Annotated in this window: 18 protein-coding genes; 9 read left to right on the top strand and 9 right to left on the bottom strand. The window is 58.6% G+C overall.

The window, feature by feature from the left end:
* Positions 1–32: 32 nt before the first annotated feature.
* The 3 genes from HX866_RS11945 to HX866_RS11935 form a co-directional block, all read right to left on the bottom strand.
* Positions 33–1229: an EAL domain-containing response regulator gene (locus HX866_RS11945; protein WP_177139747.1), complete on the bottom strand. Its 1197-nt coding sequence runs from the start codon at positions 1227–1229 to the stop codon at positions 33–35.
* Complete coding sequence (locus HX866_RS11940) at positions 1226–4033, bottom strand: ATP-binding protein (protein ID WP_177139745.1); 2808 nt, start codon at positions 4031–4033, stop codon at positions 1226–1228. Before HX866_RS11940 ends, HX866_RS11945 begins: the two co-directional genes overlap by 4 nt.
* Before the next feature lie 149 nt (positions 4034–4182).
* Positions 4183–5100 (bottom strand): LysR family transcriptional regulator, encoded by a 918-nt coding sequence (locus tag HX866_RS11935; protein WP_177139743.1) that lies wholly within the window; start codon positions 5098–5100, stop codon positions 4183–4185.
* Between the two features lie 137 nt (positions 5101–5237).
* Between HX866_RS11935 and HX866_RS11930 the strand changes: the two genes are divergently transcribed.
* Together HX866_RS11930 and HX866_RS11925 are read left to right on the top strand one after the other, a co-directional pair.
* Positions 5238–6248, top strand: coding sequence for a zinc-binding alcohol dehydrogenase family protein (locus HX866_RS11930; RefSeq protein ID WP_177139741.1), 1011 nt, complete (start codon positions 5238–5240; stop codon positions 6246–6248).
* A 36-nt stretch (positions 6249–6284) separates the two neighbouring features.
* Positions 6285–6710, top strand: a complete 426-nt coding sequence (locus tag HX866_RS11925; protein WP_177124594.1) for a GlcG/HbpS family heme-binding protein — start codon at positions 6285–6287, stop codon at positions 6708–6710.
* Between the two features lie 88 nt (positions 6711–6798).
* On the opposite strand, the gene HX866_RS11920 is transcribed toward HX866_RS11925, so the two are convergent.
* Positions 6799–7692 (bottom strand): AraC family transcriptional regulator, encoded by an 894-nt coding sequence (locus tag HX866_RS11920; protein WP_177139739.1) that lies wholly within the window; start codon positions 7690–7692, stop codon positions 6799–6801.
* A 138-nt stretch (positions 7693–7830) separates the two neighbouring features.
* Here HX866_RS11920 and HX866_RS11915 point away from each other — a divergent pair, with 138 nt between their 5' ends.
* Positions 7831–8574, top strand: coding sequence for an SDR family NAD(P)-dependent oxidoreductase (locus HX866_RS11915; protein ID WP_177093666.1), 744 nt, complete (start codon positions 7831–7833; stop codon positions 8572–8574).
* Positions 8575–8729: 155 nt separating this feature from the next.
* Here the strand turns inward: HX866_RS11915 and HX866_RS11910 are convergent, their stop codons facing one another.
* From HX866_RS11910 to HX866_RS34770, 3 genes are all read right to left on the bottom strand, one after another.
* Positions 8730–9281: a DinB family protein gene (locus HX866_RS11910; RefSeq protein ID WP_177139737.1), complete on the bottom strand. Its 552-nt coding sequence runs from the start codon at positions 9279–9281 to the stop codon at positions 8730–8732.
* A gap of 98 nt (positions 9282–9379) precedes the next feature.
* Positions 9380–9577, bottom strand: coding sequence for a hypothetical protein (locus tag HX866_RS11905; protein WP_177139735.1), 198 nt, complete (start codon positions 9575–9577; stop codon positions 9380–9382).
* Between the two features lie 129 nt (positions 9578–9706).
* A complete protein-coding gene (locus HX866_RS34770) occupies positions 9707–9862 on the bottom strand; it encodes a hypothetical protein (protein ID WP_177139733.1) in 156 nt (51 codons plus the stop codon).
* A gap of 278 nt (positions 9863–10140) precedes the next feature.
* Here HX866_RS34770 and HX866_RS11895 point away from each other — a divergent pair, with 278 nt between their 5' ends.
* Positions 10141–11106: a DUF3298 domain-containing protein gene (locus HX866_RS11895; RefSeq protein ID WP_177139731.1), complete on the top strand. Its 966-nt coding sequence runs from the start codon at positions 10141–10143 to the stop codon at positions 11104–11106.
* 217 nt (positions 11107–11323) lie between these two features.
* Here the strand turns inward: HX866_RS11895 and mobH are convergent, their stop codons facing one another.
* On the bottom strand, positions 11324–13264 hold the full coding sequence (mobH, locus tag HX866_RS11890) for a MobH family relaxase (protein ID WP_177139729.1): 1941 nt from the start codon (positions 13262–13264) through the stop codon (positions 11324–11326).
* Between the two features lie 509 nt (positions 13265–13773).
* On the opposite strand from mobH, the gene HX866_RS11885 reads away from it, so the two are divergent.
* Both HX866_RS11885 and HX866_RS11880 read left to right on the top strand, forming a co-directional pair.
* Entirely contained in the window at positions 13774–14316 is a 543-nt protein-coding gene (locus HX866_RS11885; protein WP_177139721.1) for a DUF3577 domain-containing protein, read from the top strand.
* A 458-nt stretch (positions 14317–14774) separates the two neighbouring features.
* Positions 14775–15260 carry a DUF1640 domain-containing protein gene (locus tag HX866_RS11880; protein WP_177124585.1) on the top strand — a complete coding sequence of 162 codons (486 nt, stop codon included), beginning with the start codon at positions 14775–14777 and terminating at the stop codon, positions 15258–15260.
* 249 nt (positions 15261–15509) lie between these two features.
* Here HX866_RS11880 and HX866_RS11875 read toward each other — a convergent pair whose 3' ends face one another.
* Entirely contained in the window at positions 15510–15854 is a 345-nt protein-coding gene (locus HX866_RS11875) for a hypothetical protein (protein ID WP_177139719.1), read from the bottom strand.
* A 71-nt stretch (positions 15855–15925) separates the two neighbouring features.
* On the opposite strand from HX866_RS11875, the gene HX866_RS11870 reads away from it, so the two are divergent.
* From HX866_RS11870 to traD, 3 genes are all read left to right on the top strand, one after another.
* Positions 15926–16630 (top strand): hypothetical protein, encoded by a 705-nt coding sequence (locus HX866_RS11870; protein WP_177139717.1) that lies wholly within the window; start codon positions 15926–15928, stop codon positions 16628–16630.
* A 61-nt stretch (positions 16631–16691) separates the two neighbouring features.
* The gene (locus HX866_RS11865; RefSeq protein WP_177139715.1) at positions 16692–16922 is read left to right on the top strand and encodes a DUF6124 family protein; all 231 of its coding nucleotides are present in this window, start codon (positions 16692–16694) and stop codon (positions 16920–16922) included.
* A 241-nt stretch (positions 16923–17163) separates the two neighbouring features.
* Positions 17164–19362, top strand: a complete 2199-nt coding sequence (gene traD / locus HX866_RS11860) for a type IV conjugative transfer system coupling protein TraD (RefSeq protein WP_177139713.1) — start codon at positions 17164–17166, stop codon at positions 19360–19362.
* Positions 19363–19624: the final 262 nt, after the last annotated feature.

The raw sequence follows: 19624 nt of genomic DNA, 5'->3' as shown, positions 1-19624 counted from the left end.
TTCGGGCTTCTTGACTGTGTGACCCCTGCCGCTCAGAGAAGTGATGGCGCCGGGCCATCCTCTATTAACAATGCATTGAATTTCTCCGCCGCCACGGCCTGGGAGATCAGAAAGCCCTGCACCTGATCGCAGCGAATACGCCGCAACACCGCAAGCTCGGCCTGGGTTTCCGCGCCTTCAGCGAGGGTAGTCAGCCCGAGTTTGCGGCCCAGTTCGACAATGCTCTGCAAGGCCGACGCCAGGCTCTCGTTCTGTGCACAACCATGCACCAGCGAGCGGTCGATCTTGAGCTCATTGAACGGCGTCGACACCAGGTTGAAATAGGAACTGAACCCCTTGCCGAAATCGTCCTGCGCCAGCCCGAAGCCCATCATGCGTAAGCGACATGCTCCAGCGTAGTAGTTACTGGGCAACCGCGTCGTGGAGCTTTCCATCAACTCGAAAGTGATTTGCCGGGGCTCGGCGTCGCGGCTCTGTACCTGGGCAAGCAGGCGGTCGACCAGGTCGCATTGGTCGAGCAGATGGGTGGGCAGGTTGATCGACACCGGCAACCGGTAACCCAACTGCGCCCATTGGGCCTGGGCGGTCAGGGTCTGGGCGAGGATGCAGGTCAACAGTTGGGTTTCCAGGCCCAGCCGCTCGATTTCACCGAGGAACTCAGCCGGCATTAACAGGCCCTCCTGCGGGTGGACCCAGCGCGCCAGGGCTTCGGCGCCGACGATGCGGCCGTCTTGCAGGGACTTTTTCGGCTGGAACCAGGCCTGGATTTCACCATTGGCCAAGGCCCCCGCGAGGTTATCTCCATGGCTGCCGCGCTGGCGGCAACACGGCGTGCGCGCCTGTTCGGCCAGTTTGTCGAGGCAATCGCGCAAGGTACGCACCTGCGGCTCACACACCGGCTTGGTAATCAGCCCGGCGACCGTCAGGCCCAGGTTCCCCGCCACCTGCCCGGCTCCCACCAGCATGCGCCGCGACGCCACGCTCATCAGCGCCAAGGCGGGCGGTGCCTGAAGCCGCGCCAGTTGCTGGATCAACTGCACGCCGTCCATTTCCGGCATCATGAGGTCGCTGAGCAGCAGGTCATAACGTTGGCGGGCCAGGCGCTGCAAGGCGCTCGCGCCATCCCAGACCACGTCGACGTCAAAGCCGCCGATGGCCTGGAAGACGTTGATCAGGTACTCATGCTGAAAGGGATGGTCCTCCACGATGAGTACGCGATAGGCGCTCAAGGCTCCCTCCTCTGGCAGCGATGCAAGCACTGATAGAGGGCCCGCAGGGTGAACGGTTTAACCAGGCAATGATCCATGCCCGCGTTCAGGCAACGCTCGGCTTCGTCGAGCATCGCATTGGCGGTGGCGCCGATGATCGGCAGCGAGCAGCCCAGGCGGCGCAGTTGCTCGGTGAGTTCGTAGCCGTTCATGCGCGGCATGTTGACGTCGGTGAGGACCATGTCGAACGCCGTATCGCCCCACAGCGACAGCGCTTCAATCCCGTCGCCGGCCAGCACCACGCTGCAGCCGAGCTCTTCCAACTGGTCGCGCAAGATCAGCTGGTTGATCAGGTTGTCTTCGGCCACCAGCAAGCGCAGGTTGAGGCTGAACTCGGTGGGTTTCTCGCTGATCCTCGGCGACAGCAACGCTTCGCTGCCCTGGGCGCGACTGACCGCACGGTTGAGCGCCTGCAAGTTATTCAGGCCGATCTGCCACGGATAAGCGCCCTGTTCATCGACAGCGGCCATCACCCGCGGCCCGGACCAATGCAACCACTGGCCGGGCTCGGTCGGGCCGGGATACAACTCGACCAGCACCGCGCCGGGATCGGCCTCGGCGGACTCCGGCGCACCGAGTTGCGCCCGCGCACCCCAGCGGCGCAACCAGCCACCGACACTTTCCGCCAGCTCACGCACCGGCGACACCACGTACACGCGTTCGCCCAGCAGCGGTTGCGCCCAGGGCGCCTGGCGGTCGTCGCAGACCTGCTCCAACGGTAACGTGAAGGAAAAACTGCTGCCCAGGCCCGGCTCGCTGACTACGCGCAACGTGCCGTTCATCAAATGCATCAGCCGCTTGCAGATCGACAAGCCCAGGCCGCTGCCGGCGACCACATTGGCATTGCCGCCGACCTGGAAGAACGGCTCGAACAGGTATGGCTGGTCTTGCTCGGCAATGCCCTTGCCGGTGTCGACCACCTGCCACTGCAACAGGGCGCGCTCGTCTTCACGGTCTTCCAGACGCAGGCGCAACACAATCCGCCCGCTCTCGGTGAATTTCAGCGCATTGTTCAGCAGATTATTCAGGATCTGGCGAATACGCGTGGCGTCCCCGCGCACGCGGTCGGGCAACTGCGGGTCTAGGCAGGCAAATAACTGCAAGCCCTTGCCTTGGGCGGCGCCCGCGTAACCCTGGATCACCTCCTGCACCAACTCGATCGGCGAGAAGGTACTGAATTCGAGGGACAGTTGCCCCGCCTCGATTTTCGACACATCCAGCACGTCGCAGATCATTTGCAGCAAATTCGCCGACGAGCCTTCAATGGCATTCAGGTAACCGCGCTGCTGGCCGTTGAGGTCGGTGCGCGCCAGCAATTCCAGGGTACCCAACACCCCATACAGCGGCGTGCGGATTTCATGGCTCATGGTGGCCAGGAACAGGGTCTTGGCCTCATTCGCCGCGTCCGCCAGCGTGCGCGCCTGCTGCAATGCCAACTCCACCTGTTTACGCTCGGTGATATCACTGAAGGCGCAGATCAACACATCTTCACGCTGGTAACGGGTGGGTGCGAAGCTCAGGTACAGGTGGCGACCGTCGGCCAGTTGCAGCTCGTCGCTACTGCCTTGCTCGGACTCATGGAAGGCGCGGCGAATCCAGCCGTGGCGCAGTTGCTGGCGCTCCTGACCGTCGCCCAGCCATTGGCGAGACAAGGGGTTTTCCAGCACCACCTCGCCATCGCTGCGACGCAGTACACACAAGGCCACCGGGGCGATACGAATCACCGCGCTGCTGAACGCCTCACTCTCCACCAGGGCTTCGATGCGATTGGCCGCCGGAATAATCAACCGCTGATCGATGCGCCGCACCAGCCGTACCATCCCCAGGCTCGCCAATACGCACAGCATCAGGCACACCAGGAACGGCAAGGCCAGGCTGGGCAACAGTGAACGCAACTCCAGGCTGTAGACGATCTGCCATTGGGAAAACCCCAGGTGCTTTCGAATAGCCAATCGGTCCGGCAACCAGCCACTGCCCTCCCAGCCGAAACTGGCGGTGGAAGGAGACTGACACAGCACCTGCACGGCCGTCGGTTGATACGGCGAGCTGCTGAAAATCAGCTGGCCTGCACCGTCGAGCAACATGAAGTCGCCGGCTTTTTCATGCTGCAAGGCGTTGATCAGGTCCGGCCCGTCCACCTCCAACCCGAGCCAACCCGAGGTGGGGCTACGGTCGTCGAGGCGGGTGAAGATGTAGAGCGGCGAACCCAGGCGGTTCTGCTCGGTCAGCCACAACTCATCGCTGACCGAAACCTTGCCGGTGTCCACCGCCATCAAGCGCTGCAACACCGACGGCGGCACGCTCTGCGGTGCAACGTCGACGGTAAACAGGCGCTCCACCTCAGGCTCGGCACGCTGTGCCACGTAAATCAGATTGACCTGGTTGGCCTCCAGGTAGTCGAGCATGCGTTTGGTCAGCCACAGGCTCCAGAGATTGCCCACCTCGCCCAGGGTGATGTGCACCTCTTCGGCCGGCACAGTGTTGAGGTTGCCCACCGGCGGCGTGACATGCCGCACGGTCGACAGGCCGAGGCTTTTCAACAGCGTCTGGCGGCTGACAAAAAAACTCTGGGCATCGGAAATCGCCTCATTCATGTAGCTACGCCGCAACGAAATCTCCTCGCTGAACGCCGCGCGCAAGTAACTGTAGGCGCCTGCGTACACGCCGAGCACCAACGCCAGGGCGAATAGGTGCAGCAGCTTGCGCGCAGCCTTGGGCGTCGAAAAGGAAGAGTCGAGAGGTTGCAGGAAATGTGTGAGTTTCATCGCCGAGAGGTTAAGCGTGGCGAGGCGGTAGGTGAATAAGACGGATCTCAAAGAGGTGGGATGTCGGTGAGCCTGTGGTGAAGACACAAGCAAAAAGGGGGCATATTTATTTCCTCTAAAATAAATGCGTCCCCTTCCCTGCATGCCACCTATCCAGGGGGCACACAGCTTGCCGCAAGCCCTTCACAACGCGCCTGCAAAAAGCTACGCAACTGCGTAATCACCGGCGTCAGCCGGGAACGATGTGCACACACAAGATGCAAGGGTGACGGTTCGCAATAACGACTGGGAAGGACTTCAACCAGGCGCCCGGCAAGCAGGTCGGGGATCAGATCCAGCCGCGATTTATAGATCAGTCCTCGCCCGGCAACGGCCCAACGACGAACGGCGTCGGCATCATCACTGATGCGGTCACCGGAGACAGATACGGATCGCTCGCCTTCGGGCAGCATGAAGCGCCATCGCTCATGGATCTGTTCGCTCCACACAAAACGCAGGCAATTGTGCCGACGCAGGTCATCAATGCCCTGCGGCGCGCCAACGCGCTCCAGGTAACTCGGCGAGGCGCACAACGCGCGCCGGTTATTCTCGATCAGCGGTAAGGCGACCAATGATGAGTCCGCCAACGCGCCATAGCGCAACGCAGCGTCCAACGGCTGGCGCAACAAGTCGGCGGCGCGGTCGCTCATCCTCAGATGCAGCGAAAGTTTGGGATGTTGCTGCTGAAATTCGTCCAGCCAGTCCAGCAGCAGATTGCGACCAAAATCGGAAGGCACCGAGAGCCTGAGCGGCCCCGATAACTCGCACTGCTCATGTGCCAATGCGGCGCGGCCTTGGCGTTGCGCCTCCAACAAGGCCCGCGCATGGGGCAAATAACGCTCTCCATCTTCAGAGAGTTGAAGGCTACGCGTGGAGCGCGTGAACAAGCGCGTTTTCAACGTCTTTTCCAATCGCTGTATGGCCACGCTAGCCAGGCCCGGCGAGATGTTCATCTGCCGGGCGGCCTCAGAGAAGCTGACTGACTCCACTGAGCAAACGAAAATTTCAATATCGTCCAATCTGATCATTTTCTTGAAACCACGGAAAGTGTTACCGGAATTTGCCTATTTCTCCACAAATACAGGAAAGACACAATGCCTCACGCCCAGCGCGCAATGACCTCCATTGCGGCGGCGTGCTTTGTCCTTGCTTGGAGAATTTGCCTGTGAAAGCCGTTGGTTTTTATCACAATCACCCCGTTGACCATCCTCAGGCCCTTGAGGATCTCGAACGGCCAACACCGACCCTTGGCGAGCACGACCTGCTGGTCGAGATCAGGGCTATTTCAGTCAACCCGGTAGATACCAAGATCCGCGCGAAGGGCGATATTCCCAACGGGGCCCCACGCATTCTGGGCTGGGATGCGGCGGGCATCGTTCGCGAGATTGGAGCGCGTGTCTCGTTATTCAAACCCGGCGATCGAGTCTGGTACGCGGGCGATATCACACGACCAGGCTGTAACGCCGAGCTACAGGCCGTGGATGAGAGAATCGTCGGCCCAATGCCTGAGTCCTTGGACTTCGCCGACGCAGCGGCATTACCCCTAACGACCATTACCGCCTGGGAATTACTCTTCGATCGCCTGCGGATCCACGATGCCGACCCCACCGAGGCCAGGGTGTTGTTGGTAGTGGGTGCAGCCGGTGGCGTGGGCTCCATTCTGACCCAGCTCGCCCGCCGCTTGACCGGCATTACAGTGATCGGTACGGCTTCAAGGGCACAGACACGCGAATGGGTGCTCGACCATGGCGCTCATCACGTCATTGACCACCATCAACCCTGGGCGCCACAGCTCGCGGCGCTGGGGATTACGGAGGTGGATTATGTTGCCGGGCTCAATGGAAGCGCCGGCTATGTGACGCAAATCGCTGCGGTCATGCGGCCCGAAGGTCAGTTTGCGCTGATCGACGATCCGCAAAATCTGGACATTGGTCCTTTCAAGTCGAAATCCATCTCCATTCATTGGGAGCTGATGTACACCCGTTCGATCTTCACCACACGGACCATCGCTCGACAGCATGCCTTGCTCCGTCGCGTCGCACAGCTGATTGATCGAGGCGATCTGGTGCCGACGCCAACCGTGACGATCGAAGGCACTGATGCCGCTGCCCTGCTCAAGGCCCACGCGCTTGTAGAAGCCGGCGACATGATCGGCAAAGTCGTCCTGGTTCGCTGACCTTTCCCTCAATACCTATTCAGATTCGGGGTTTTCATGACCGTTCAAACCATCACCACCACCCAGCTCAGCCTCGATGCCGTTCACGAGCTTCTCGCCAAAGCGCGCCAAGCCTGCGCCGCTCGCGGCTTCGCGGCGACCATCGCGATTACCGATTCTGGCGGCCACTTGCAGGTATTGGAGCGCGCAGACAACGTCCCCTTTTTGACCGTCGCGGTAGCAACCGACAAGGCGTGGACGGCAGCGTCATTCGGCATGTCCACCTCCCAATGGAATCAATACATGGCTGAACCCACCGTAGCTCCGCTGGCTCACCATCCACGGCTGACGCCGGTAGGTGGCGGTGTGCCGATCATCATCGATGGCCAGATAGCAGGAGGCATAGGGATTTCCGGCGGTTCTTCGGTACAAGATCACGAGGCTGCTGAGGAAGCACTTCGAGCGATGAATTTAATGGAGTAAACGTGTTTCGTGAGTCTTTCTGCATGCTGCATTTAGCGCTTGGAGGTACTCAGGGACGGAACGCACCGTCGATCATGGCTGTCACCCACTAGCGACGGCCAATTCCGGTTTCCCCCAGGATTCTCGCCGTATCTCTGCGGGGCGGCAGACCAAATACCCGAGCGTAGTCTCTGGTGAATTGGGTGGCGCTTTCATAGCCCACTTCAAAGGCAGCGGCCGTGACGCTTTTGGCGCTGGCCACCATCAACGTTCTGGCCTGGAGTAGGCGTATCCGCTTCTGATACTGCAATGGACTCAGCGTGGTGACGGCCTTGAAGTGCCGGTGGAAGGCGGAAACGCTCATCGCCGCTTTCTGCGCAAGGCTTTCCACGGAGAGGGACTCGGTAAAATCCCGACGAATACACTGAATAGCCAGATTCACTCGCGCCATGGCGGTGTCGGGCGCTGCGATTTCGCGGAGCATCCAGCCATGGGGCCCTTGCAGTACACGAAACAGAATCTCGCGCTCATAGGCAGGAGCCAAAGCGGCAATGGCTTCGGGGTTGTCCATCAAGCGCAGCATTCGCACCCAGGCGTCCATCAGCTCTGGCGTGACGGCGGCCACTGAAAAACCGGGGGCGTTGTCGTATCGCCCGGGCGGTTTGGGAAGATCAGCCAGCAATGTCGACAGCACCGTGGGGTCGAGGGTCAGGCTGACGGCCAGGTAGGGTTCCCCTGATTCAGCCGGGTGTACTGTGCCTACCGCTGGCAACTCGATGGACATGACGAAATACGTGGCCGGGTCGTACCGCAGCGTACGGTCGCCGATGGTCATCGTTTTGCTGCCTTGCAGGATCAGGTTGATCATCGGGTCATACACGGCGGCCAGCATGTGCTCGGGAATCTTGCCCTGCACCATGGCCACGCGCGGGATGCCCGTCTCGGTCCGACGATTCTCAGCCCTGGCGGCCAATGACCGGAGTTCATTCAGTTGATTGTTCATAGAGCAGATGCTGAACGCAGCAAGGTTCGCCGTGCAAGCAAAAAGCAGAAACAGGCAAGTATCGAGTAGGAACGGTTGCGTCGTGAGAGAGGCCCCTGGGTACTGTGGTCACTCATTTCACTGACAGAGGAATACGCCATGGGCGTCATCGTCATTACCGGAGGCAGCCGTGGAATCGGTGCCAGCACAGCTGAACACATCGCCCTGCGCGGCACGGGTGTCATTCTCACCTACAACAAGCATCCCGAAGCGGCGGCTCAGGTGGTCGGACGAATCGAACAAGCCGGTGGCAAGGCTGTTGCGCTCAGGCTCGACGTCGCGGATGTGGGCAGTTTCGTGGCTTTTCGTGAGATGGTCGTTTTGGCCTTACAAGAAGTCTGGGGCGTCAACAGCCTTAGCGGGCTGGTCAATAATGCAGGTTATGGCTTGTTCAACCCCTTGCAGTCGGTCAGCGAAGCGCAGTTCGACGGGCTGTGCAATGTTCACCTCAAAGGTCCTTTTTTCCTGACCCAGGCTCTTCTACCACTGCTGGAGGACAACGCCAGTATCGTCAACATCACCAGTGCGACGACCCGTGCGGCCACTGCAGGCGTAGCCCCTTACGCCGCATTCAAAGGCGGACTGGAAGTGCTCACCCGTTACATGGCGAAGGAGTTTGGCGAGCGCCGTATTCGCGCCAATGCCGTATCACCCGGCGCGATTCGCACCGAGTTGGGCGGCGGACTGAATGACGAATTCGAGGCAATGCTGGCCGCGCAAACCGCGCTGGGCCGAGTGGGCGAACCCGAAGATGTGGCGCGCGTCATCGCCATGCTCATGTCCGAGGAAGGTGCGTGGATCAACGCTCAAACCATTGAAGTCGCGGGCGGCTACAACATCTGAACACCGGAGATCTCTGACATTACGGCGCCAGGTATCGCTCCGGTCAGTTTCACGGCTGAAATCTTATACACCTTGGGGTTAGGTGACGAAAACCTCAAAGCCTACCTGGCAATGCACGCTGCCGAGCACCACCCGCCCGCCTAGATATGGGTACTTCAGGGGGCTGGGCGTGATGGAGCGTTCGTCGGAGGGAAGGTAAGCCGATCCTCGTCCAAAGCTCGTAGTGGCAGATCTCCATCCAGGTAAAACTCGTCAAGCTGTGGAGGTGCAACACGGGTGCCGGACAGCATCGCGTGAACTTGTCCCCGGTGATGGATCTGATGCTGGAATAGGTGCAGCAGCAGGCGGTCAACCCGCTCCAGTACTATTCCCTCCGCCCGCACAACCCCTGCTTGGCAACCCAATGAGCTCTCATCCAACCGCTCGCAATAAGCGATCAGTCGGCCGTCTATAGCCGATTGAAGCCGCGCTATCTGCTGAAGCGACAAGTCTAAAGGGAGTTCTTTGCGTTGCCCTTCCAGATCAAGCTCCAGTGCGGCGAGGTAGAACTGATCCACGTCCAATATATGCAACAGCGTTCGTTCGATAGAGGGAAAGAAGCTCGTTCGTGTAGCCACGTATTCTTCGTGGCTTAACGCGAAGCATGCACAAAGCAATCGCCGGTTCGACCACTGGTTGTTTTGTGCCTGCGCCAGGAAGCTGTTCATGGGAATGGCCTAAAGGTTTCCTTGGGTCACGTTTCGGAATTAACTGGGCGCCAGATACAAAAAACCAGCGCTAGGCTTAGAGATCAATAACGAGGCAATTATTTACATTTTGCGACAATCACATCGTCGGATTTGACTGAGCGAATAACGTCCCTCTGTTCGCAAATTGCAATAGAGGCAGCAGCAGAGTAGACCGCTCGTTTTTCCTCCACAGACCCATAACGGAAAAAATCAGACATCGCCGAAGAGCCATGCGTCTTCGTCGAAACCTCTAATATTACTTTTTCGTCACTCATTGAGATGCTCCGTTCAAAACGCTTCCAACTCTTTGTGAGGCTAGGGCTGCTCGGCGAACCCGTCAACTTCGTCGGCTGAAAGGTCGATGCCAATGCCACCGTTTGTCCCATCGTTGTCCTTGATGATATCTACTTGGAGCGCGTGCTCAAATGGGCGCCTGAGTGTGCAGACCGAGGCCTTTGCAGCATAGGACTGCCTGAAAAACTCCGAGCAAAGAATGTTCCTTCCGTCCTTTTTCTCCCCCTGGACACCTCAGTTTTTCCTGCTCCTGGCGACCCAGCCATAAACACGGAAACCGGGTGCTCTTAGCAATTTTCACCCTATCAGGGCGCCCTGCGCGGATAGAATGCCGGTGGCAAGATCGATTGCGCCCTCAATGACCACGAAAAACTCTGTGATGACTCGCCTAGTCATATCTCTGGAAGAGAATTGAGCACTTGATGCAGCATCGACGATGCGATGCCAAAAAGTCTCGTGAGCAGTCTCTCAAGCCTTTTAAAATGGCATGATGAGCACAGGCGCTGCACTCAGTTTCTCCCAAACAGAAGACAAGGACCGTTGAATGATTAAGCGTGCGCTGGTCATGATGTACCTGATACCAACGATTGCGTCCGCCGCGAGTTTCGATTGCGACAAAGCCCATTCACCGTTAGAAAAAGCAGTTTGCGCCGACCCGGCGCTATCAACGCTGGATAGCTCAATTGCAACCTCGTATAACGCCGCGATGCAACGTTTGTCAGTGGACGGGCAGACCATCCTGCGAGACGGGCAACGACAATGGTTGCACTTCGTACGCGATCTCTGCTTTACACCTCAGGACACCGCTAGCGTCGGATTCTGCCTGACCAGGCGCTATACGGATCGTCTCAAGGAACTTTCTACCGCGGCGGTTACGATCGGGCCCTACCTGTTCAGCCGTAGCGACTACTTTTCTGCGGACACTCACGACGAAACCGATCAAACCTACGAAATCCATACCGGCGCGCCACGAATCGATGCACCGCTGTCACCGACGATTGCGTTATGGAATTCGGCAATGGCAGAACAGGCAAAGCGCGCGGTTGAGTCGGGTTGCGACTCCAGGCATGGCGACGAATACTTCGGTGCTGAAGTGACCAGCGCTTCGACGAAGGTGATCAGCGTCAAGACAACAAGCTGGGAATACTGCCACGGCACGGCGCATGGCCATGGCGGAAGTACCGGCATCACGTACATTATTGAACCGAACCTCCATCCTCTTGAAACTTCGGATCTGTTCAACATCGACACCGCTTGGAAGGACTTTTTGACCAACCGAAGCTACGAGGCCATCGAACAGAAAGCTGAAGGCACGCCAATAGAACGCAAGTGGGTCGAGCGCGCAGCAATTGATGTCCGTAGCTGGACGCTTACTCAAGACGGTCTATTGATTACTATTAATCCATATGCCGTGCTGGCCTACGCGTATGGGACGACCGAGGTCATCATTCCGTGGCACGACCTGAAGCCCTTTCTTGCACCGAACGCGCCGATCCTGCCGCAGACCTGACCCCGGTTGAAAATCCTGGAAGACACAAGGATGGCGAACTGCACGCAGGTTCGCAGACCGGTAAGTTGGAACCGGCAGGGCTAAGCCTCCTGCTCACAGCTCGCCATAACGCGAACCCCAAAAAGCCGCTTTACGCGGCGTTATGCGCCTACTTACGACCGGGCTCACACTCGTGCAAACGCTCATGGAACAGACCATTCATCACGACGCTGAGCGTTCACTCCTTCACTTGCAGGTAGGGATTGTCGTAGGGCCTCTCCGTGAAGATCAGCAAGGGATCCTTGAGCAGGTAGCCCTTGATGTCGCGGGCCTTGCGTGAGCTCTGGATCTGGCAGGCCCATAGGCTGCGGCCTGCTTCATCCTTGCGGTGCAACTCCAGCTTCTCGAAACAGCGTTGAACCCAGCGCCAGCCATTGGTGCCGTGCAACTGTGCAGCCCGAGCGGTCTCTGGGTGTTCGTCCGCGTAACGCTGGAAGATTCCCGGGGAGACGAGAAAGGCCGTGCCGACCACGCTGTGTACCTTTGCGGTGGCGTCATTCACGATGATCTTGTTGGTGAGGACGCCTTGACGAAGCCACTTCATGAAGGTCTTTCCCAGCACCTCTGGACTTGCGTCGGGTTGTGCGGTGTGAGCGTTGGATTGAGCTGTTTTCTTCGCCGAAGAAGCAGCTGCGGATCGGGGAGCCATTCCAGGCGGCGATTCGGTCTTGTTGTCGGTGGGCGCCACTGAGGGATCAGGGCGCTCGGTTGGGATCAGCCCCGCGTTGGCACGGGTGGCCTCATGGGTGTCGCGCTCAGGGTGATCCAATGCGAGTGCCCATTGCGATACCTGGTCATCATCGAGGTCCGGGACGTCGGTGATGTAGCGAGGGGGAGCCGCGGGTGCAATGTCCTCCTGCTCGGGCGATTGGGGCCAATCCGGTGGAGCGCCCCAGGACGAGGTCGGCTCAAGCGGTGAATACGCGCTTGCAGGGTGATCGAGGTCACCGGTGTGCTCATCCTCTTCGTTCTTCTCGGCGGTCACTTCCAGGGTGACTGAGCCGGTAAAGGCCGGTGGTCGCTCTGCCTTCTCCCAGATCAATGCGGGGGCGACCTTGAGAAAGGTCAGGGTCTTTTTCCATTTGCCGTTTTGAATCGTGGCGGTCCAGATCGCCTTGCCTTCAGGACTGACCTGAATGATCGCGTTGTCCTGCAGCACGTTGAACAATGTGGGGTTCGATGACGGTATGCCCTCTGCCCCCTGGGACAGCAGGTGGGCACGAAGCTTGTCGGCCGCCGGCTTGCTGACCAGCCACAACGCCTCCTCGGTCAACCAGCCGTCCGAGGCACGTGACTGGTTGAGCTTCAGTTGTTCGCAGACCAGGTAGCGCAGTCCCTCGATCAGCCGTCGTTGCAGGGATGATTTCGGTGCTGCCAGTGCCTTGGTCGGGTTGCCGCCCAGCTCTTGGGCCACTGATGCCTGATCAGCCTGGATAACCAGTTCGCCGAGAATACCTGCCTGCTCATACTGCCCGGCCAGGACATAGGTCAGGGCACTCCAGGGCTCGCGATAGGAGATCAGCCAGTTGAGTGTCGAATGGGGCAGTATCTGGGTGAGGAGCAAGCCTGCCGAAGCGCCGTGGAGCTTGTAGGGACGATCTTTGACGTACTTGAAACGATAAGGTTGGTCGAGGGGCCCCATCCAGGGATGCCACGGCGCGCCATCGGACGTCTGCACCTGAACATCGACGATGATCTTGCCAATGTCGTGCAGCAGCGCGGCATAGGCAATCGTGACGCTCCAGGCCTCAGTCTGAGCAGCTTGTGCTTCGGCACCTGCCCCTATCGGCAGCAGGTGCTGCTGTCGCAGCTTGAGGGCGTAGACCACAATTTCCAGGCCGTGGTCGAGCATGCCGCCGGGATAGGCATGGTGATGGTTTTCCGAGGCGGGCAGTTGCTGGACCAGTTCGGCGTAGCGCTCGATGGGCGCCAGGTAGAGGTCCGTGAACTGCTGGCGTGAAAGCGAGACAAGTTGCCAGATATGCCCCAGGACTTTTTGTCGACGCGGGGTAGAGAGAAGCGCCGTCGCCGACTGAGGCGTGAAGTATTCGGCACCAGGATCGCCTTTGTTCGTGGTGGAGTTTACAGCAGGTTTTTTCAGCAGCCAGCGCCAGAGCATTCAGGTGTCATCCATATCCGTGGGGAAAACAGCCCTTTTCTTTTGGGGGCAGACTGCCTTTTCGGGTAGGCCCTTTTCCCTTCGTTTTGTTTCCCTTGCCCCCTTCCTTTTTCGCCTTTGCTTTATGCCCTTTTGGGACCGACTGCCGCCATGGGAAAACAGGTCTGCGTCCATCTTGTTTTCACTGCCGCGTGGCGGATCGCTGCGAGGTTTTCAAAGTGAGTTGTCCTACAGATTCTGTCGGTGAAACGGACTGGACTGGGGCTGAGAGCTTTTACATGCTTGAGGCGTGTTCTGCTGACGTTGTCGGCGACCTTTCCAGGTAGTCATGATCTAGGAGGCTACAACGCGCCAGTCGCGTGATCGACCCAAGACCGCTGTCGCGTTCAGTAATGCGGTCACTCATCAGCCATGCCGGTGAGCGAACGCATGCTGCACCACCCAACGGGGAAGACACTTCCCCATTGGGGCAAGTGCCTCCCCATTTCCCTGCTGAAAAGGAGAAGCACATGAGCGAGTCCACTGCTGAAGAAAAGAAGTACTTCAATCAACACATCCGTGGTTTTGCCTATTTGAGCAACGCACGTACGATCGATCCCCCCAAAGGGGACGCCTATCAACTGGTCAGAGTATCGGCACTCCACGGTGCTGCTGACGATTGCAGTTACACCGATTACGACTGCCGGGTCATCGGTACCGTTGCCAAGGAACTCATCAAAAAGTGCGCCAAGGCCATCAACTCTGGTGAAACCGTTTTTGTGCGGTTTCTCCTCAGCGGCCTCTGGGTCGTCCCTTACATCTACCAACAGGGCGAGAAACAAGGTCAGCCAGGCGCGAGTCTCCGGGCAAATCTGCTGTCGATGTCCATGATGATGATCAATGGCGATGTGGTGTACACCGCACCGGTCGAGGAAGAGAACGCAGGCTCAGCGCCCTCAGCAGCCGCTGATGATGTCGGGTCCGCTGATCATCCTCATGTTTCTGACGCGCCAGATGTATCAGGGGAGTCAGGACACACCGGACACTCGCCGGACGCGCAAAGCGCGGCCTGATCGTTTACCCACTCAAGGCGCCCTCACTGGCGCCTCTTTTCACCCACGGGGGAAACGTATCCCTCGGGGACGTACGCCTTCGTGATACTGGACGGAGCGCAGTTCCATGGGGCTACCCAATACCTTGCCGTGTATGGCAGAGCCTGGGGACATGTGTCGTGCCGAGGAAGATCGGTTGGCCTACAGCAGTGTAGGCACCGTCTGACTATTCGACCCCGTAGTTTTGGGTCAATGATGAGGTATGGATCGCTGTCGTTGGCAGCACCCACCCAGGTAGCCATGATCTTCAAGGCTACGGTGCGCGTTTAGTGCACTGATCAACCCTAGTTCGCCACGCATTCGGAAGTGCGAACCGTCGTCAAGACGATCGTCGACCGGATGCTTGGCCCCACTGATGACGGGAATCTACCGTCAGGTGGGCTCTCGTTGTCGCAAATGCATTGTGTAGGAGAGACACTGTGAATCTGGCGGTTAATCTATACGAAGCGCTGACAGCCGTGAATGTCAGCCGCGATCACGCCAAAGCTGTTGTTGAAGCTTGGGAGGTTGAATTGAAGACACTGGCGACAAAGTCTGATCTCGCTCAAACCGAGACGCGCCTGAACAAGTCCATCGAAGCTCTGGGTACAGAGCTTCGAGGCGAGATCAAGAGTCAAGGTAACGAATTACGGTCCGAGATGAAGAGTCTAGGTAACGAGCTACGGGGCGAGATGAAGAGCCTAGGTACCGAACTACGGTCCGAGATGAAGATTCTAGGCAGTGCACTTCGATCCGAGACTAAAGATCTGGGTGCAGCACTTCAGCTTTCCTTTCAAAAAGATATCTCAGACCTGAGAAAAACAACCAGCAACCTAGCCTTGATGATCAAAATCATCATGGTGTTGGTCATTCTTCCTTGTATCAAGCTGGCCTATGATTTTCTTGGAAAGCTTCCAGCAAACTGATCAAGGGCTTCGACCTCGGTCAACAGGTTTCTACCTGTAGCCCATTTGCTTTAAAGCGCGGGCATTGTCCACGCGCCGACTGACCTATCATTTTTGCCCATGCGGGGAGCACTCCCCGTCCAGGCGAGGTGTCTCTCCGTTTTGGGTTTTTCCGGAGAGCCCCATGAAATTCAATCCCCCTACTGAGCAGCACGCTCAGCGACTCACACTATCAATCTTTTTCTCTGAAAATGCCTGGAACAAAACGGTTCACATCGTTGGTTGGCGCTGCATCTCGTCGTTGTGCAAGTGACCGGCCAAGCCAATGCACTGCGAATTGAGGTTGCTTTCACCGTACGAGGTGGATGCCGGCATGCAGAAGAAGATTTTGATCATCACAAACGCGGACAGGAGCGTCACCACCCTGCTCTTGCCGTCGGAGTACGATTCACCACCCTGCCCCAGCATGATTGAGGCGCACCAACCGTCTACCCACCTCTTGGGGTGAGTAGACGGTTTTTTAATTTCGGTTGTGGCGGTGCTTTCTCCCCAGGGGATATGTGCCACCAGAGCAGCAATCTGCGATGGATTCAAAGAGCCGCTGACACTCGTCACAACAGCAAAATCCGAAAGCAACCCTTAGACTGCCAACCTTTTGGACGAACGCTCACAAGGATCTGCCTGGCATGAAAAAAATCACTTCTCTGTTGCTGGGCCTTTTGGCCTGCTTGCCGCTGGCTGCGTGGGCAGGCTGGTATGAGGTTCGCAATTACACCGGCACCCTCGGCGACCACCCGGTGCATGTATCGCTCCAGACCTATGTGTCGCTGCAACAGGACAAACTGGGCAAGGTCGACGGCAGTTACTACTACGATAAGCATCTCATTCCAATCGCCCTGCATGGCAAGCAGCAGACTGAAAATCAACTGACGCTCTGCGAGGAGCCTGACAATCAGTGCCCGATTACATTGACGGTGACCGAACAGGGGGCAAGCGGCATCTGGAGTGACGGAAAGCGGGCATTGCCGATCAGCCTGCAACAGGTGGGGCGCCTGGATAACACCGACGACAGCAAGCAGCTGTTCGAAGGCATCGTCGAAATCCCGATGTGGTCCCATACCAAGAATCGAATGTTTCTGGGCGTCTACGGTATTGAGGGCGCCGAAGATCAAAACCAGAGCCCCTACATCACGATGAAGGCCATCAAGGAGATCGAGATCAAGACCGGCCGGCTGGTACGGACCCTGGATGTCGACGACCAAGCCGGTTTGCTGATGACACCGATCTACATGAACGTCGAGGCTGCTGTGCAGAGCAAAGGCCTGAGCTTGATGATTCAGCATAGCGACGGCCATATGGGCTATGACGAGAACCGGGATATCAAGGATTAGCGGGAGATGCTTGCGAGTTTGCATACCCTACAACCTCGGGCCAGACGCCAAATCGAAGCCTATGCGGAGCGTACCGTCATCCGATCAACTGGCCGGGTCGGCAAGCCGGGAGGATGCCCTGGTAAAGGCCTATTCGATTCTGCAATCGGCTTCTGCCACAGCCTATGAACACGCCGACAACCAGACCAGTGAAAACCGCAAAGTCGCGATGGGTGTCGTGCACCTGATCGATCTGGCACTGCTGTGGGTGGACTCGGTGCTGGAGAAGCCGCCGGCTCACGTCAGCGGCTGATCATCGCCGTATTGCAGAACAGGAAGCCGGCTTGCTGTTCTGCTTCCTGTTCGGCAAGTGGGCGCCCTCCAAAAAAATGTGATCGACCCAAACCAGTTTCTTGGCTGCGCCCTCCTCCCTGATTTGCAACCCTGTGCTCCCCCATTTGTGAGGACACAAGGATGATCTGTTTCTCTTCTCGGCTTATCGCCGCGGCCACGGCCTCTGCTGTCACAACGGATAGGTGTGGAGGGCAACGACCATGACCCAGCCCCATACGATTGAGGCCCTGCTGCGCCCTGCCGTTGAGCTCTACACCGTGGCAGTGTGTCTGGTAGGCGCTGGCCTGAGTCTGTTCGCGCCCTGGACAATGGCGTTGACGCCGCCCTTTGGTTGGGTGACAGCGGCGTTCTTTCTGGTATTCGGCGGAATACGACTGCACCAGGCGCTGGTGGTGTTGCGTTACCGCCGCAATATCCGTCGTCTACCGCGCTATGTGATGGCCAGCAAGCACATTCCCGTGAGCAACCAACAGCTGTTTATCGGCATCGGCTTCAAGTGGGAGCAACGGCACACCCAGCGCTTGATGCAGACCTACCAGCCCGAGTGCCGTCAGTACGTGGAGCCTACGCCCGCATTTCAGACTGCTCGACGGCTGGAGAGGCGTCTTGAGCATGCTCCCTTTCCCCTGAGCCTGATCCCCAAGGCAACCGCGTGGGACAGTCCCTTCAACCCGGTGCGGCCATTGCCGCCAGTGGGAGGCTCTCCTCGCCTGCACGGTGTTGAGCCCAACGAAGTGCACGTGTCGCTATCGCTGGGTGAGCGTGTGGGCCACAGCCTGATCCTGGGCACGACCCGGGTCGGTAAAACCCGGCTGGCCGAGCTGTTCATCACCCAGGACATCCGCCGCAAGAAACAGGTCGGCGGGCGACCTGAGTTCGAGCCGGTGTTTGTCTTCGACCCCAAGGGTGATGCCGACCTGCTCAAGCGCATGTACGTCGAAGCCAAACGTGCCGGACGTGAGGATGAGTTCTATGTCTTTCATCTGGGCTGGCCGGACTATTCCGCGCGCTACAACGCCGTGGGGCGCTTCGGGCGCATCTCGGAAGTGGCCAGCCGGATCGCCGGCCAGCTTTCCGGCGAAGGCAGCAGTGCGGCCTTTCGGGAGTTCGCCTGGCGCTTCGTCAACATCATTGCCCGGGCCCTGGTGGCGCTGGGCATTCGTCCGGACTACCTGAAGATCCAGCAGCACGTGATCAACATCGATGCGCTGTTCATCGAGTACAGCGGTCATTACTTTACCCAGCATGACCCCAAGGCCTGGGAGGTGATCGTGACCCTCGAGGGTGACCTCGATGAGAAGAACATCCCCTACAACATGCGCGGACGCCAGACGCGCGTGATCGCCATCGACCAGTACCTCTCCCAGACCCGAGTGGCCGACCCGGTGATGGATGGACTGCGTTCGGCAGTGCGTTACGACAAGACCTACTTCGACAAGATCGTCGCCTCGCTCCTGCCGCTACTGGAGAAACTGACCACCGGGCGCATGGCCGAGTTGATCTCCCCCGACTACACCGACCTCAAGGACCCCAGGCCGATCTTTGACTGGGTGCAGGCCATTCGTAAGCGGGCGATCGTGTATGTGGGTCTGGATGCGTTGTCCGATCCTGAGGTTGCAGCGGCCGTGGGCAACTCGATGTTCTCCGACCTGGTGTCGGTAGCCGGCCATATCTACAAATTCGGCATCGATGACGGGCTGCCGGGCACCGTCCAGGATCAGAAAATCCCGATCAACGTCCATGCCGACGAGTTCAACGAGTTAATGGGCGATGAGTTCATCCCCATGATCAACAAGGGCGGCGGCGCCGGCATCCAGGTCAGTGCCTACACCCAGACACTCAGCGATATCGAAGCCAAGATCGGCAACCGTCCCAAGGCCGGCCAGGTGGTCGGCAACTTCAACAACCTGTTCATGCTGCGGGTGCGCGAGACCGCCACCGCGGAACTGCTGACCCGGCAGCTACCCAAGGTCGATGTGTACGCCACCACCTTGGTCAGTGGCGCCACCGACAGTTCGGACCCGTCCGGCAATACCGACTTCACCAGTAACACCCAGGACCGGATCAGCTCTACCCGTGTTCCGCTGATTGAGCCGGCCCATATCGTGAGCCTGCCCAAAGGGCAGGCGTTTGTGCTGATGGAGGGTGCGAACCTCTGGAAAGTGCGTATGCCCCTGCCTGCACCCGATCCCGATGAGGTGATGCCCAAGGACCTGCAGACCCTGGCCAGCAACATGCGCAGAAGCTACGTCGACGGCGGTGGTGAATGGTGGACGGCCAGCGGGACGCGGGTACTGGATGAGCCAGTCCCTTCGCACGTGCTCGAACCCCGCCCCGACTTTGATCTGGAAGCCTGGTCGCCGGTCGTTGAGCACGATCGCAAGGATGGCGGCGAATGAGTCAGTTAACCCGAATGAGTTGTGCTGTAGGCACTTTCGAACGCTGAGCCCGGACCTACGAACCCTTTCAGAGGGGCTATCACCGTCGCTCAGAGAAGGGCTGATGGGTGTCCATGACGGGCATGCGCTGTTTGATCTGTGGCAGAACATCGGATTGATGCCCCGTTAGACACCCCCACGCCACGTGGACATTGAAGACCCGGCGGCAGGTACACGGCGGGTCGGGTCCAAGCACTGAACGACATCGATTCACTGATCAACT

Origin of the sequence: Pseudomonas gingeri (genome assembly GCF_013386165.1) — a bacterium.
Taxonomy (GTDB): Bacteria; Pseudomonadota; Gammaproteobacteria; order Pseudomonadales; family Pseudomonadaceae; genus Aquipseudomonas; species Aquipseudomonas gingeri_C.
The sequence above is the reverse complement of the archived record's forward strand: the minus strand, read 5'-3'. Positions and strand labels throughout refer to the sequence as shown.